Genomic DNA, 14,809 nt, shown 5'->3' with positions numbered 1-14,809 from the left:
ATTTTTAATGGATGTCGCGCTTGGACATCAAGTGTTTGAACTTCTCATTTTTCGTTTGAAACAGGTGGAGCTGGGGCCCGTATGCATCGATTTGTTGCACGACGTATTGGAACGATTTTGCTTCCCCAGGATACGGTTCACCGGCACGGGCGAGCGTCGTCTCGAAATCCTCCCACAGCACTTCAACCCACGTCAACGCCTCGAGCTCGCTCAAGACATCGTTCTTCTGTTTCAAGATTTCTGCCAAGCGCTCGTATTGTTCGGTCCGGTTCATGTTTTCACCTCCGAAAGCTCCGAGAGCGGAATCGCATGTTCAGCCGTATCCCCTTCGAACGTCCCCCAGCCCATGACGCCGTTCACAAATTTCAAACGGAACGGGCGCTCGTTATAGTTGACGATATACGTCGCCCCCGGCTTGAACGTTTTCGGGTCAATCAAATAACTCTCGGCAATCGCGATCCGTCGCAAGACGACCTCGATCTCACTGACCATGCCCATCTGTTCGGCTTTTCGCTTCCGTTCATGGAGCGCTCGAATCTCTTGTTCGAGCTCATATTTTGATAAATCGCTTAATCGTTTTTCCATTTCGCTCACCTCTCTTGTAGCGTATCAGATTTTTCATGGAAAAGAAAAAGGCGAAACTGAAACGATGTTCAGTTCGCCTTGAAGTTGTAGAGCGGTTTGATGATTTGATTGATGGTGACGGCCGGCTCGATATAACGGACGATTTCCTTCATCGACTTATAGACAAACGGTGACTCGTCAATCGTCGATGGTCGGACCGAACTTGACCAGACATCTGCCATTGACTTTTTAAATTCGTTGAAGTCGACACGTTTTCGCGCGGCCGAGCGTGACATGACGCGACCGGCGCCGTGTGGTCCCGAGAAGTTCCAGTCTGGGTTCCCCTTGCCAGTACAGATGAGCGAGCCGTCGCGCATGTTCATCGGAATGATGACCCGCTCGCCGTCCCGCGCCGAGATGGCCCCCTTCCGAAGCATCATCGCGTCGTGATCGATGTAGTTGTGGACCGTATCGAATTGATCGACCACGTTCCAGTTCATCGCCTCGACGATGACGTCGGTCATGGCGAGACGGTTGGCGGCCGCATATTGCTGTGCGATGCGCACGTCGTGCATGTAATCTTCCATCGCTTCCCCTTCGACGTAGGCGAGGTCGCGGAAACGTTTCCGTGCCTCACGCTCCGTCTCGAGATAGGCCGAGATGTCCTGCTGCCGTCCCGTTGCCTTCATCCGTTCAATCTCGTCTCGAATGTCGGCCGTCTTCATCATGTGCTCGACCGCCAACTGTTGATAATGGTCGGCGATTTGGACACCAAGGTGGCGTGAGCCGGAGTGGATGACGAGAAACGTGCGTCCCGCTTCGTCCCGGTTCACTTCGATGAAATGATTGCCCGAGCCGAGCGTGCCGACCGAGCGGAGGGCTCGGTCCAGCTTATACGGCGCCCGCACGTCCTCGAGCGGGAGCTCAGAGGCGTAAGCGTGTGCTGTATCCCGGATGTTCATCCCGCTCGGTACGTATTGACGGATGACGTCGTCGAGCCGTTGAAAGTCGATGCGCTTCACCTTGATTTCCGTACAGAGCATGCCACACCCGAGGTCGACGCCGACGAGGTTCGGTACGACCTTGTCGTGAATCGTCATCGTCGTCCCGACGACCGACCCTTTGCCGGCATGCATGTCCGGCATGATTCGAATCGAGGCGCCTTGAGTGAACGGTTGGTCGACGAGCGTTTGGATTTGGGCCCGCGTCGTATCGTCAATCCGTTCATTGAATACTTTGGCCCGGTTATGCTTTCCGATAATCTCCATAAGACCTCCTCAACTGATGGCTTGTTGTTTACTTTGCAGCTCATGCATCCGGGCGTAAACGCCGCCTGCCGCGATGAGCGACTGATGGTTACCCCGCTCGATGATGTGACCGTGGTCGAGGACGAGGATTTGGTCCGCTTCCCGAATCGTCGAGAGACGGTGCGCGATGACGAACGTCGTCCGGCCGTACGTGAGCGTCTTGAGCGCGTCTTGGATGAGTGCTTCCGTCTCTGAATCGACGCTTGCCGTCGCTTCGTCTAAGACGAGGATGGCCGGGTCGAAGACGAGGGCGCGGGCGAAGCTGATCAGCTGGCGCTCTCCGCTCGAGAGCGAGGCGCCGCGTTCGATGACCGGCTCGTCTAACCCGTGTGGCAACTGTTTGACGAAACGATCGGCTCCGACCGCCGTCAATGCGCGCCATACGCGGTCGTCCGAAATCGTCTCGTCGCCGAGCGTCACGTTCGTTCGAATCGAGCCCGTGAACAAGAACGGGTCTTGAAGCACGATGCCGAGATGGGCCCGAACGGCTTGGGTCGGTAGTTTCGTCACGTCCATGCCGTCAATGTTGAGCGTTCCTTCTGACGGGTCATAGAAGCGCATGAGCAAGTTCATGATTGAACTCTTACCGCTACCGGTATGACCGACGAGCGCCACCGTCTCACCTGGTGCCGCATGGATATCGATGTGCTGGAGTACCGGTTTCCCGGCTTCATAGCTGAACGACACGTCGTCGAACACGACCTCACCTTTAAAGCGTGCGATACGTTCCGCCGACACGTCTTCCCCTTTCTCGTCGAGCAACTGGAACATCCGGTCTGCCGAGACGAGTGCCTGTTGGAGCGGAGACAGTTGGTTCATGATTTGCGTCACCGGCTCAAAAATCCGTGACACGTAATCGATATAGGCGTACAAAATCCCGAGCGTGAGTACGCTCCCCGTTCCGAGCGTCTGCGCACCGACGACCCAGATGAGTAAGGCGAGTGCCATGTTGCGGAAGAAGTTGACCAAGTTATGCGACATGAGCGCATCCAGTTTGAGCAGCTTCCTTCTTGTTTGGAAGTTGTCACTGTTTTTCTCGTTGAACTCGTCATAGACGAGATCTTCTTTGACGTACGACTGAATGATCGGCATCGTTTGGATGCTCTCATTCAATTGGGCGTTCATATCCGCGACGAGGGCGCGGACACGGAAGTTGTTTCGGGTCGACAGGCGTTGGAACAATTTAATCCAAACGATAACGACCGGGATGATGATGAGCGAGACGAGACCGAGGCGCACGTCCAAGAAGAACATGGCGATCAAGACTCCGATCATCATGACGACGCTTTGGAAGACACGTGCGAGCACGCCCAAATATAGGTCGCGAATCGTCTCGGTGTCGTTCGTGACCCGGCTGACGATTTTCCCGATTGGCGTCTGGTCAAAGTAACGGACCGGAATCGTCTGCAAATGCCGCATGACGTCAAGGCGCATCGTTTTGACGATGTTGTGGGCCGAACGTTGCAGGAGCATCTGTTGCCCCCAGTTCAACCCTGCCGCGATGAGAAGCAAGACAACGTACAAACCAGATAGCAACAGCACGGCCCGCAAATCCGTCTCGTAAAAGCGGAAGACGTCGGTCGACGAGAGCGGAACGATATTGTCATACGTCGCCTTCTCTTCGCTTCGCGTGATGGTGAGCACGTCTTCTTCGACCTCACGGACACCACCACTCATGACGGCGTCAGGGACGAGATAATAGCCGTCTGTCGTCTGCACGATTGAGACGGGACGGACGACCGTCTCGCCGTCAAGCCTCGTCTCTTTTTCATAGGAGTTTCCGTCAAAGACGACACTCCCGCCTGACTCGACTTGTACCCAATCCCGCTCGATGGCGACGATGTGGTCGTCGATGATGATTTTGGCGATATACGGTCCGGCCAATTCGGCGCCGACCGCTAAAAATAGTAAGGTCAAACCGAGGAAAATCGAGCGTCTCACTTGTTTGGCATAGCCGACGAGTGAACGGATCGTTTTCTTCCTGCGGACTGGATCTAATTCATATTGATCGATCATGAGAGATTCCCCCTTTCCCGGATTACTCCGACTCTCCTTGTCGAACGTATTGTTCATAATACCAACCGCGTCGTTCCATCAGTTGGTCATGCGTGCCCCGCTCCGTCACACGGCCGTCTTGTAACACAAGAATCTGGTCGGCGTGGGCGACAGCGGACAGGCGGTGTGCGACGATGAACGTCGTCTGTTCGGCCCGGCTCGTCCGGACCGAATCGATGATGCGCGCTTCCGTCTTGGCGTCGACCGCTGAAAGCGAATCGTCGAGCAACAGAATCTCCGGGTCTTTCAAGAGGGCGCGGGCAATCGAGAGCCGTTGTTTCTGACCGCCCGAGAGCATAACCCCTTGTTCTCCGACGACCGTGTCGAGACCGTTCTCCAAATGTTCGATATCAGTGTCGAACGCCGCGAGGCGGATGGCCGTCTCGAGGTCTTGTGCCGACGCATCGTTTGAGCCGAACAAGATGTTGTCGCGGACCGTCTTCGAGAACAGCAAATGTTCCTGCGAGACGTAACCGCTCCAACCGCGGACCGTCTCGAGTTTGATGTCGTGAATCGGGACACCGTTGACGAGTAACGAGTCGTCAATCGGATACTCCCGGAGCAATTGACGCAACAGCGTCGTCTTGCCAGCCCCGGTCGGTCCGACGACCCCAATCGTCTCGCCACGCGACACGTGCAAGACGATGTCTTCGAGTGAGGCACGGGTCGATCCTGGATATTGGAACGACAATGATTTGAACGTGATTTTCTCCGGGACGCCGACTTCGACCGTACCGGTCGAAACGACATCCGGCGTCTCGTTCATCGTCGCTTCGATTCGTTCGAGGCTAGCCGTTCCCCGTTGCACGACGTTAATCAGTTCTCCGAACGCGTACATCGGCCAAATGAGCATCCCGAGATAAATGTTGAACGAGACGAGCTGACCGAGCGTGATGTCGTTCGTGAACACGAGATACGTGCCGAACGACAACCCAATCAAATAACTCAAGCCGACGAGCAGTTTAATGACCGGTTCAAACAAGACGTCGATTTTGGCGACGTGCATGTTTTTGGCCATGACGTCGTCGGTGATTGTATCGAACTTTTTCGTATCCGCATCTTCTTGGACGAACGAGCGGACGACCCGAAGACCTGAAATCGATTCGACGACTTGATCGTTCATCACGCCAAACGCATCCTGCGCCGCTGTGAAGCGGGCATGGATTTGGCGGCCGAGCTTATTCATTGACCAGGCGAGGAGCGGCATCGGTAGGAGTGCCGCGAGCGTCAACTTCCAATCGATGAACACGCCCATGATGGTGAGAGCGATGAGCGTCATATTGAACGAGTCGACGAGCGTCATGACACCGAACCCGGCCGTCCGTTCGACCGCTTTCAAATCGTTCGTCGCGAGCGCCATCAAATCTCCGGTGCGGTGCTGTTGATAAAAGCGCGGTGTCTGCCGGAGCAGATGTCCGAAGAATCTGGCCCGCAATTTTTTCTCGAGCAGGAACGCCGTCCCGAACAGGCGGGCAATCCATACATACGAAAGGACATACGATAAAACCATGATGCTGAGCAATGATCCGACGATGAGGACGAGTCGCTCTGTCGTCAAGCTGCCTTCACGAATCGCATCAATCGCTTGCCCGATGATCCACGGCGGGAGCATATCGACGACCCCGGTGATAATCAACAAGATGATGGCGAAGATATACGTCCGCTTCTGTCTTTTAATAAACCAATCCAATTGTTTAATCAGTTTCATGACTGATTCCCCCTTTCGTCCCTTCCGCGCACGCAAAAAAGCGCACGTCACCTGATTGTGCAACCAATCGGATGAAGTACGCTTCTGAGTCTTCAGTCTTTTGCATGGTCAGGGAAAGGACACTACCCCTATCCAGCTGCCAAATTACGCAGTCAAATACGAGTAGCCATATGATGTTGTGTGTGTGTGTTGTGGTGTTGGGATGTACTTCATCATGCTGGCTCCTCTCTGTTCATAGTTTGAAAATCTACTAAAACCTTAGCAGACTGTTCAGAAAATTGTCAATATTATTGTCGTAAATAATTTGTAACTTTTTACAAGAAGAATGCAGCGAGCATCAAACCGACAAGACCGGTCGCTGTCACGTAATAAATCATTGGCATGAGCGTATAGCGGATAATCGTTCCTTCTTTTCCGAGGAGCCCTGCCACCGAGGCGACTGCGACGACGTTCAAGACGCAAATCATGTTACCGGCGTTCGCCCCCGCCATCTGCATCGACAAGGCAAGTGTCTTGTTGACTCCAACCGACTCGGCGACATTCGTCGTTAAACTCGAGAACATCATGTTTGAGAACGTAGCCGAACCGGAAACGAACGCCCCGAGCGCCCCAATCCACGGTGCGACGAGCGGCCAGACGCCACCGAACGTGTCGGCCGCAGCCGTTGCGAGTTCGACCGGCATCGAAGCGAGACCTGCCCCACCGTTTTCCGAATGAATGAAAATCCGAACCATCGGTACTGAAGCAGCAAGCGTGATCGCCGTCCCGACGACACCGAGCGTCGTCGCTTTAAACACCGAGGTCACTTGCGACCAACTCATGTTATGGAGGAAGAACGTCGCAATCATCGTCAAGATGAACATGAAGCCTGGTGAATAGAACGGTTCCCACGATGTCGAGATGCCTTCGATACTCAAAATGTTCGGCAAATCGATGCGGACGCTACGCGTCAGTTCGTTCAAGAACGGCACGGTCCGCGTCAACACGAGGAAAATCGTTAAAATCAAGTAAGGCGCCCACGCTTTCCATTGCGGAAGCTCGCGTTTGCCTTTGCCGACGGACGGCTTCTCGAGCGGTTGATCGATTTCATCGGCATAACCGTCGAACGTCCATAACCGTTTCGGCATGAGGATGCCTTTGCGTGCCATCGTGACGAGAATGATGAGACCCGTCAGTGCACCAAGCATACCCCCGAACTCGAATCCGAGGATGAGTGTCCAGATGTAGGCCGGGATGCTATAGACGAGCGCCGCGACGATCGCGATCGGGAATACTTCGAGCGCCGGCTTAATCGATTTTTCTTTACTGAAGAATCGCGTCAGCATCAAGATTAAAATGAATGGGATAAAAAGACCAACGAACATATCGATGAGCACCGTCTGCAAGACGACGGTTGTCAAAAACTCAATCGTCTCGGGTTGGTTGACGTCAAGTGACAGCCCGTTCCCAATCCCGATTAAGGCCGGTGTCCCGACCGCACCGAACGTGACGGCCGATACGTCTGCCGACAAGGCGATGACAACGGCAGCGATCGGCGGGAATCCGAGTGCGATTAACAGTGGTGCCGCAACCGTGGCCGGTGTACCGAAACCAGATGCGCCTTCGATGAATGAGACGAACAACCAACCGACGATGAGCACTTGAATCCGGGGATCGGGCGTAATGTTGATGAAGCCGGAACGGATCGCGTTCATACCGCCGCCCTCTTTCATCGTATTCATCATTCCAATCGCACCGTAGACAATCCAGACTGTCGTAACGGCGATGACAAGTCCTTGTAGCGTCGCCGCCATGATCCGCGTCGCGTCGAGCTGCCAAACGAAGAACGCAAGTCCAGCCGTCAAGACGAGAGATAGTGGCATCGCAACCGACGCCGGTAAACGCATAATGACCAATAAGATGAGCACTGCCACAATCGGCATCAGTGCTGTAATCCATTCAAAAATCGTCAATGTAGACCCACCTTTTCAGATTTTTCCCCTACCGTAAACGCATCTCCCATTATGACTCTTGTTCAGCGAGCCTCTCTAACGCCCTCTCGATCACCTCATACGGAAAACCTTTGCGACGAAGCTGCATCTTCATCCGTTGTTTCCGCTCATATGGGGCGTACCCGCTAAACTTTCGATTCAGTTTCTCAGCCTGTGTCAGACAAGCTGAAAGTTCAACGTCCTCATCCTCGTTCTCCCAAAACGTGAGAATCGCCTCTGAAATGATATCAAACGAAAATCCCCTTTGCATCAGGGTTTGTTGAATTCTTTGTTGCACTTCTGTGGCGGAACGGCGATTTGTTTCCATTTGTTTCCGATTCACGAACTTTCCGGCCTTTTCAAGCTGGTCTTCGTGCGAGATGGCGGCGATGACGTCTTCGATAAGATCCGGAGCGATTTGAAGCTGAGCGAGTTCTCGTTTGATTTTGACGGGTCCGCTCGGGCTCGTATTGAACTTTGTCTGGGTGTAAGCTTTGGCGAACTCGGCATCGTTCAAATAGCGCTGTTCAATCAAGCGTTCAATGACGCGTTTGATGGCTGACTCATCTATTTCTTTCTTCACGAGGTAGTCACGCACCTCTGAGACGGCACGCATTCGATACGATAAATAGTTGACGGCCGCTTTGTACGCTTTCTGCTCTTCTTCCGCTTGAAGGACGTCACGGACGAAATCGTCTTCGAGCTCCATCCCTTTCGTCAATCCGTATTTGATGAAGACGTCGAGGTCGATGGCGAACGCGAACTCCTCACGTCCATCTTTTTCAACAAAGACGTTCAACCGGTCTTGATTTTTCTTTTGGGTCGTAAACTTTGTGATTTTCACAAAATCCCTCCATTTCCTGCTTCTAACATATCACGTTCCCCGTTCGGGCAGGATTTTTGATAAGTTAGAAGAAGGGGTATTATCTGTACAAGACATTCCTATAGTCCTCATACCCGTTTTGAAATCGCTTAAAGGATATTGGAGGGAGACCCATGAAAATAGCAATCACTGGTGGTACCGGATTGATTGGCCGACCGCTCGTACGCGCGCTCGCAGAAGCCGGACATCAAGTCGTCGTATTGACGCGCCACCCACGTCCGCGGCAAGGAGGGATCTCGTTCGTCGAATGGATGACGCCCGATAGTCATCCTGAATCCGAGCTTCAAGACGTCGATGCCATCGTCCATTTGGCAGGAGCCTCGATCAACGACGGACGTTGGACGCACAAACAAAAGCAAGCCATTCTTCAAAGTCGGATCGATGGGACGAAAGAAGTCGTCCGCATCATTAAAAATATGAAACGCAAGCCGAGCGTCGTCATCAGCGGGTCCGCCATCGGGATATACGGTGAAGATCGATCCATCACGTATTCGGAAGCGACACCGCTCCCCGACCGAACCAACTTTTTAGGCAACGTCTGCGTGTTGTGGGAGAAAGAGGCGCAACCCGTTCAAGACATGGGCATCCGTCTCGTCACGATGCGGACCGGTGTCGTCTTATCGAATGACGGCGGCGCCTTCCCACTCATGAAGTTGCCGTACACGCTTGGTGTCGGTGGACGACTCGGCTCCGGTAAGCAATGGGTGCCGTGGATTCATTTAGACGATCTCGTCCGTCTGTTCGTCCATATCCTCGAGACGAGTACAATCGAGGGACCCGTCAATGGCACGGCACCGACGCCTGTCACGATGGACGAATTCGGGAAGACGCTCGGCCGGGTGATGCATCGTCCCCACTGGGCACCCGCCCCAGCGCCGCTCCTCAAACTCGCACTCGGAGAGAAAAGCGTCATCGTCCTCGAAGGAGCGAAAGTCGTTCCGACGAAAGCCCTCAATCACGGTTTCCGGTTCCGCTACGAAACGTTAGAACCTGCCCTGAAACAACTACTTCATTTGACTTGAAAGGAGCCAGCACGTGAGTAATTTGTTAATTCGTAACGCCCATATCTATCCGATCACCGCACCACATTTTTACGGGGACCTTCGCGTCAAAGACGGCAAAATCGTCGAGATGGCGGACTTGTTGGACCCGCTCGACGGAGAGACGGTCATCGAAGCCGAAGGCAACTTCTTGTTCCCCGGCTTCATCGATGCCCACACCCATCTCGGACTGTATGACGAAGGGACGGGTTCAGTCGGGAACGATGCGAACGAGACCGTCGAGGCGATGACCCCGCACGCACGGGCCATCGATGGCGTCTATCCGCTCGATGAGGGCTTCCGGGAAGCGCTCATGGCCGGGGTGACAGCCGTCCAAGTCATGCCTGGCAGTATGAACGTCATCGGCGGTGTGACAAGTGTCATCAAAACCCATGGTCGCTTCATCGAGGACATGGTGCTCCGCCGCTATGCCGGCCTGAAACTCGCGCTCGGCGAGAACCCGAAGCGCGTCCACAGTATGGGGAAGTCCGGCGAGTTGACCCGGATGGGAATCATGGGCTTGTTGCGTGAAGCGTTCCGGACCGTTGATTCGACGAAGACGATCGGCACGTTCGGTAGCCAGATGATTCAACTGGCGCTCGATCGCAAGATGCCGATTCGTGTCCACGCCCACCGCGCCGACGATATTTTATCGGTCGTCCGCTTCGCACAAGAGTTCGACCTCGATTATCGGATTGAGCACTGTACGGAAGGACATCTCGTCGCCGAAAAGTTGCGCGAACTCGGTGTCAAACACGTCACCGTTGGACCGACGTTCACACGGAAGTCGAAAATCGAGCTCCAAAACAAGACGTGGGAGACGTATCGCATCTTACATGAGCACGATATGATCGTCTCCATCACGACGGACCATCCTTATACGCCGGTTCAATATTTGAATCTGTGCGCCGGTCTTGCTGCCCGCGAAGGACTTCCCGTCGACGTCGCGCTCCGCGCCATCACGATTCATCCGGCTGAATCGCTCGGAGTAGACGACCGCATCGGCTCGCTCGAAATCGGCAAAGATGCCGATCTTGTCCTATGGAGCCATTTCCCGCTCGACTACATGTCAAAGCCGATTATGACCATCGTCGACGGTCACATCGTTTACTCGACGAGCCGTTCGAAAACGCATCACGAGATGTGAGTGACACCAGTAGTGAAAGCGCTCTTATTATTTTTTTGTGAAGTTGCATTTTATTTACTTGCTTTTTTAAAAAAACTATATAAAATAATCTTGTAACTTCATAAAAGGGAGCAGCCAAGGCAAGTTCGAACAACGAAGCCAGAAGTATGCTTTCGTTACAACTATTCTTCAGCGGTCTGAAATAGGAGGAGGAATGTAAAGGTGCTCAAATTTCGTGAGCTTACCGACTGCGCGGAGTTGTTCGAACTGATGCAACACCCAGATGTCTTTCCATATGTCCGTCAAAAGACGGTCCACTTTGACGAGTTTTTATTTAGCACGAAGCAAATCATCGAGCTAGAAGAGCAAGGAAACATCATCTCACGTACCATCACGAACGAGTTTGGTACCCCAATCGGGACAATCAGCTTGTTCGATGTGGAATCCGGCTATGGATTCCTCGGGACGTGGCTTGGCAAACCGTATCACGGCAAAGGTTACAATCAAGTCGCGAAAGAAGCGTTCTTCTCAGAACTTTTCTTCGAACTTGACATTGAAAGTGTATTTTTGAAAATCCGTCAATCGAATGAGCGTTCAATCGCGGCGGCGGAAAAACTGCCGTACGCTTTCTGCGCCAATGAGATTCGGTCTGAATTACTATCTGAAATCAATCAAGGTGATGTCGAATATGTGCTGTATGAAGTGTCGAAGTCGAGTTTCCAACTTTACTTGCACTCACTCCATGCGCCTGAATTCGACCATACGTACGAAGCCCAGCTCGAAGCATAAGCCAATTCTGACAAAGAATTGGCTTTTTTGTGGCGTTTTTGTGTGGATTTCATGAGGACAACTTTACGACAATGAATATTTCTGTTCTAATTCGGAGAGATAGGTATGATAGAAGTATGAGGGAATTATCACACGTCCTCGTTAACCGTTTTGTAAAGGAGAATGCCCAATGTCAGAACCAACGTTTCGCATCTTAGTGACCGATGATGAAGAGCAAATGCGGGATTTACTCGTTTCGAACTTAGAGAAGGAAGGATACGAGACCGTCACAGCAACGAACGGTCTCGAGGCAATCGACTTATTGAAAGAACAGTCGTTCCACCTCGTGCTGCTCGACGTGATGATGCCTGAACTCGACGGCCTCACGGCATGCATGCGCATCCGTGAGTTCTCGAACGTGCCGATCATTATGCTAACGGCCCGCTCAGAAGAACTCGATCGCATCCACGGCTTGAAGATTGGCGCGGACGACTATATCACGAAGCCGTTCAGCCCCCGCGAGTTGCTCGCTCGAATCGAAGCGACGCTTCGTCGGACGCATAATTTCTCGAAAGAACAAGAAGCGACGTTCGATACCGGAGTCTTGTCCATCGATATCGATGGCCGTGCGGTCAGCGTGAAAGGCAAAACGGTCAACTTGACCCGGAAAGAGTTCGATTTGCTCTACTTGTTCATCACGAACGAAGAGAAAGTGTTCTCGCGTGAACAATTGCTCGACCAAATTTGGGGTACCGAGTATCACGGTAACCTCCGAACGGTCGACACCCATATCAAGACACTTCGTCTCAAGCTCGGCGAAGCGGGTGGCTACATCCAAACCGTCTGGGGGATCGGCTATAAGTTCGAGGCGACCGTATGAAGCAATACACGATCCGGAAGCGGATTTGGATCACCATCTGGACCGCAAGCCTCTTCTCCGCGTTCGTGTTCATCATCATGACGTTTTACTTGTATGACAAGTTTTATATTCAGACGCAAGAAGAACTGCTCATCAACCGCGGAGAGAAGCTCGTCACCATCTATAAGGCGGACGGCTTCTCTGACGCGTTTTCCGACAGTATGACGTACACGAACGAACTGACCGAGACGAAAGTGTTTCTCTCGTCCGTCCGGGAAGACAGTCTCGGATCGGGCAAGACGTTTTTACGGGAGCAGGACCTCGCCAAGTTGCAAGACGGCTATGCGATTTCTGTTACCCGCAAACACCCGACCGAAGACGTCGACATCCTCATGTCCGCCTTCCCGCTCATCCGAGACGGCGAACTCGATAATGCGCTCATCCTGTATATGGAGCTGAGTAAAATCAGTGAACCGTTCCAACCGATTCGGCTCATGATCACGTTCTTGCTCATCTTGATGATCGTGAACTTACTCATTTTCGGCACTCAGATTATCGATACAATCATCCAACCGCTGATTCAAATGAAACGAGCGTCCCAAGTGTATGCCAAAGGTGATTTCTCGCACCGCATCCCCATCTATTACGATGATGAGATTGGTGAGCTTGCCGAGACACTGAACCGGATGGCCGAATCGCTCGGTCTCGTCGAAGAACAACGGAAAGAGTTCTTGGCGAACGTGAGCCACGAATTGCGGACGCCACTGTCGTATATTCGTGGTTATACCGAGATGCTCCAAGACCCGTCGCTCGATGAGAAAACGAAAAATCAATATTATGAGATTATCGAGAACGAGACCGAACGGTTGCAACGACTCGTCAACGATTTGCTCGACTTGGCCCAACTCGAGCGTGATTCGTATCCGATGACGAAAGAACCAGTCGTCTATTCGCAAGTGCTCGAAGACGTTCTCTATCGCTTCGAGCCGATCGCGCGGGCGAAAGGCGTCACCATCGAGACGGACCTCGACTTCGACTTGATTATTCTCGGGGACCACGATCGACTCGAGCAAGTCGTCGGGAATTTGCTCGATAACGCGCTCCGCTATACGGAAGCCGGCAAATCGATTCATGTGAAGACGTATGCGACCGCGAACAATGCCGTCACCGAGATTCATGACGAAGGCCGGGGCATCCCGAAAGAAGACCTCGATCAGCTGACGAAACGATTCTATCGCGTCAATAAGTCACGGACACGCGAAGACGGCGGGACCGGACTCGGGCTCGCCATCGCCAAACATATTATGGAGCGCCACGGCGGCTCGATGCACTTCGCCTCAGAAGTCGGCAACGGGACGACCGTCACACTCACGCTCCCCCTTTTACCGGACGAAGATATTTAAAAAACAGACAGCCGCGATGGCTGTCTGTTTTTAGATGTCCTTCCCTTTATAGGCATCATCTGATTCATTCATGAGACGCTCCCGCTCAGCGTGCGTCTGCGGAAAGCCGTTCGCTTGCCACTCGGCCCGATAGTTCGAATCGAGCTGAGTGAGTCCAGCCTCCGCCTCATCTTTATCCGAGTCGACACTTTCCATGCGATCCATTTTGCTCCATGTATCCTCATCGCGGTCTTGCGTCAAGAGCGCTGCCACTTTTGGCGCGACGAGCGCAGCTCCGGCTACCCCGAGTACGATGCCCATCAATACTTTCTTATCCATCCGAATACCCCTCCTTAGTCACTATGTACCGATAATTCCACTGTTCCGCAAAATCGAAACCCATTTTCTAAAGCGTTTACACAATTTAACAGAGTGGAATAACAATCAACACAAGGAGGCGATGAGGATGAAGAAATCACAGAACCCGTCAAAGCGACCGTTCGATAATCCGGATGCTGTCGATACCGACAAGGAGAGCATCTTCGACCAGGAGGGCATGGAGACCGTCGACCCGATTCCGGTGGAAGAGCTGAACCAAAAAGTGAAGGATGAAAAACAGAAACGACACTCGAAGGACGACTCGGCCAGCGAGAAAAAATATGACGGCAACAAATAAAGATGCGGACGAATTCGTCCGCATCTTTATTTCACGTTAAATCTTTTGGCGAGAAGCCGTATGGTAGCATCTCTTCTTTTGTCATCACTTTCGTCTCTCCGGCCATGTTCGCGAGAATCAACGTAAAGTCGTCACTCGCAAACTCGGCAATGACTTGACGGCAAGCGCCACACGGCGAGATTGGGCCCGCTGTGTCTCCAACGACAACGACCGTCTCGATTGCCTTGCTGCCTTCCGATACCGCTTTAAAGATGGCGGTCCGTTCTGCACACATCGACAACCCGTACGAAGCGTTTTCGACGTTGCAACCTAAAATTTCTTTGCCGGTCTCATCAATGACGACGGCCCCGACATTGAATTTCGAATACGGTGTATAGGCACGCGAGCGTGCATCAATTGCTTTATGGACAAGCTCGTTCACTTTTTCTTGTGGGATCATCTGATGTTCCTCCGCTTCTTAACGTTTATCAA

The 14,809-nt window shown here is 52.8% G+C and carries 15 protein-coding genes; 6 read left to right on the top strand and 9 right to left on the bottom strand.

Translation table 11 applies throughout. The annotated features are described in order from the left end of the window. Positions 1–4: 4 nt before the first annotated feature. From KNP80_RS06975 to recX, 7 genes are all read right to left on the bottom strand, one after another. Positions 5–274: a YfhJ family protein gene (locus tag KNP80_RS06975; RefSeq protein WP_021067754.1), complete on the bottom strand. Its 270-nt coding sequence runs from the start codon at positions 272–274 to the stop codon at positions 5–7. Then, positions 271–585 (bottom strand): YfhH family protein, encoded by a 315-nt coding sequence (locus KNP80_RS06970; RefSeq protein WP_214719899.1) that lies wholly within the window; start codon positions 583–585, stop codon positions 271–273. Before KNP80_RS06970 ends, KNP80_RS06975 begins: the two co-directional genes overlap by 4 nt. Positions 586–653: 68 nt before the next feature. Further along, positions 654–1,832 (bottom strand): RtcB family protein, encoded by a 1,179-nt coding sequence (locus KNP80_RS06965; RefSeq protein ID WP_214719898.1) that lies wholly within the window; start codon positions 1,830–1,832, stop codon positions 654–656. Between the two features lie 9 nt (positions 1,833–1,841). Then, positions 1,842–3,887 (bottom strand): ABC transporter ATP-binding protein, encoded by a 2,046-nt coding sequence (locus tag KNP80_RS06960; RefSeq protein WP_214719897.1) that lies wholly within the window; start codon positions 3,885–3,887, stop codon positions 1,842–1,844. 22 nt (positions 3,888–3,909) lie between these two features. Further along, on the bottom strand, positions 3,910–5,634 hold the full coding sequence (locus KNP80_RS06955; protein ID WP_214719896.1) for an ABC transporter ATP-binding protein: 1,725 nt from the start codon (positions 5,632–5,634) through the stop codon (positions 3,910–3,912). Between the two features lie 314 nt (positions 5,635–5,948). Further along, on the bottom strand, positions 5,949–7,586 hold the full coding sequence (locus KNP80_RS06950) for an L-lactate permease (protein ID WP_214834377.1): 1,638 nt from the start codon (positions 7,584–7,586) through the stop codon (positions 5,949–5,951). 49 nt (positions 7,587–7,635) lie between these two features. Then, entirely contained in the window at positions 7,636–8,448 is an 813-nt protein-coding gene (gene recX, locus KNP80_RS06945) for a recombination regulator RecX (protein WP_214719894.1), read from the bottom strand. A gap of 152 nt (positions 8,449–8,600) precedes the next feature. Between recX and KNP80_RS06940 the strand changes: the two genes are divergently transcribed. The 5 genes from KNP80_RS06940 to KNP80_RS06920 all read left to right on the top strand — a co-directional run bounded on the left by KNP80_RS06940 (position 8,601) and on the right by KNP80_RS06920 (position 13,683). Then, positions 8,601–9,509: a TIGR01777 family oxidoreductase gene (locus KNP80_RS06940; RefSeq protein ID WP_214715452.1), complete on the top strand. Its 909-nt coding sequence runs from the start codon at positions 8,601–8,603 to the stop codon at positions 9,507–9,509. Positions 9,510–9,522: 13 nt separating this feature from the next. After that, the gene (locus KNP80_RS06935; RefSeq protein WP_021067762.1) at positions 9,523–10,674 is read left to right on the top strand and encodes an amidohydrolase; all 1,152 of its coding nucleotides are present in this window, start codon (positions 9,523–9,525) and stop codon (positions 10,672–10,674) included. 201 nt (positions 10,675–10,875) lie between these two features. Continuing rightward, entirely contained in the window at positions 10,876–11,442 is a 567-nt protein-coding gene (locus KNP80_RS06930) for a GNAT family N-acetyltransferase (RefSeq protein ID WP_214834374.1), read from the top strand. A gap of 169 nt (positions 11,443–11,611) precedes the next feature. Then, positions 11,612–12,301, top strand: coding sequence for a response regulator transcription factor (locus tag KNP80_RS06925; RefSeq protein ID WP_021067764.1), 690 nt, complete (start codon positions 11,612–11,614; stop codon positions 12,299–12,301). Then, on the top strand, positions 12,298–13,683 hold the full coding sequence (locus KNP80_RS06920; protein ID WP_214715458.1) for a sensor histidine kinase: 1,386 nt from the start codon (positions 12,298–12,300) through the stop codon (positions 13,681–13,683). Before KNP80_RS06925 ends, KNP80_RS06920 begins: the two co-directional genes overlap by 4 nt. A 30-nt stretch (positions 13,684–13,713) precedes the next feature. Here KNP80_RS06920 and KNP80_RS06915 read toward each other — a convergent pair whose 3' ends face one another. Continuing rightward, positions 13,714–14,001, bottom strand: a complete 288-nt coding sequence (locus tag KNP80_RS06915; RefSeq protein WP_214719892.1) for a hypothetical protein — start codon at positions 13,999–14,001, stop codon at positions 13,714–13,716. 121 nt (positions 14,002–14,122) lie between these two features. Between KNP80_RS06915 and KNP80_RS06910 the strand changes: the two genes are divergently transcribed. Next, the gene (locus KNP80_RS06910; RefSeq protein ID WP_031200364.1) at positions 14,123–14,338 is read left to right on the top strand and encodes a hypothetical protein; all 216 of its coding nucleotides are present in this window, start codon (positions 14,123–14,125) and stop codon (positions 14,336–14,338) included. Between the two features lie 31 nt (positions 14,339–14,369). On the opposite strand, the gene KNP80_RS06905 is transcribed toward KNP80_RS06910, so the two are convergent. Further along, complete coding sequence (locus KNP80_RS06905) at positions 14,370–14,777, bottom strand: cytidine deaminase (protein ID WP_021067768.1); 408 nt, start codon at positions 14,775–14,777, stop codon at positions 14,370–14,372. Positions 14,778–14,809: the final 32 nt, after the last annotated feature.

Origin of the sequence: Exiguobacterium sp. E4787 (assembly GCF_018618375.1) — a bacterium.
Lineage (GTDB): Bacteria > Bacillota > Bacilli > Exiguobacteriales > Exiguobacteriaceae > Exiguobacterium > Exiguobacterium chiriqhucha.
This window is presented reverse-complemented; position numbering and strand designations above follow the sequence as displayed.

Excerpts from the sequence above, each read along its gene's own strand:
- KNP80_RS06975 (WP_021067754.1), bottom strand. The coding sequence starts at position 274 with ATGAACCGGACCGAACAATACGAGCGCTTGGCAGAAATCTTGAAACAG.
- KNP80_RS06970 (WP_214719899.1), bottom strand. The coding sequence starts at position 585 with ATGGAAAAACGATTAAGCGATTTATCAAAATATGAGCTCGAACAAGAG.
- KNP80_RS06965 (WP_214719898.1), bottom strand. The coding sequence starts at position 1,832 with ATGGAGATTATCGGAAAGCATAACCGGGCCAAAGTATTCAATGAACGG.
- KNP80_RS06960 (WP_214719897.1), bottom strand. The coding sequence starts at position 3,887 with ATGATCGATCAATATGAATTAGATCCAGTCCGCAGGAAGAAAACGATC.
- KNP80_RS06955 (WP_214719896.1), bottom strand. The coding sequence starts at position 5,634 with ATGAAACTGATTAAACAATTGGATTGGTTTATTAAAAGACAGAAGCGG.
- KNP80_RS06940 (WP_214715452.1), top strand. The coding sequence starts at position 8,601 with ATGAAAATAGCAATCACTGGTGGTACCGGATTGATTGGCCGACCGCTC.
- KNP80_RS06925 (WP_021067764.1), top strand. The coding sequence starts at position 11,612 with ATGTCAGAACCAACGTTTCGCATCTTAGTGACCGATGATGAAGAGCAA.
- KNP80_RS06920 (WP_214715458.1), top strand. The coding sequence starts at position 12,298 with ATGAAGCAATACACGATCCGGAAGCGGATTTGGATCACCATCTGGACC.
- KNP80_RS06915 (WP_214719892.1), bottom strand. The coding sequence starts at position 14,001 with ATGGATAAGAAAGTATTGATGGGCATCGTACTCGGGGTAGCCGGAGCT.
- KNP80_RS06910 (WP_031200364.1), top strand. The coding sequence starts at position 14,123 with ATGAGGATGAAGAAATCACAGAACCCGTCAAAGCGACCGTTCGATAAT.
- KNP80_RS06905 (WP_021067768.1), bottom strand. The coding sequence starts at position 14,777 with ATGATCCCACAAGAAAAAGTGAACGAGCTTGTCCATAAAGCAATTGAT.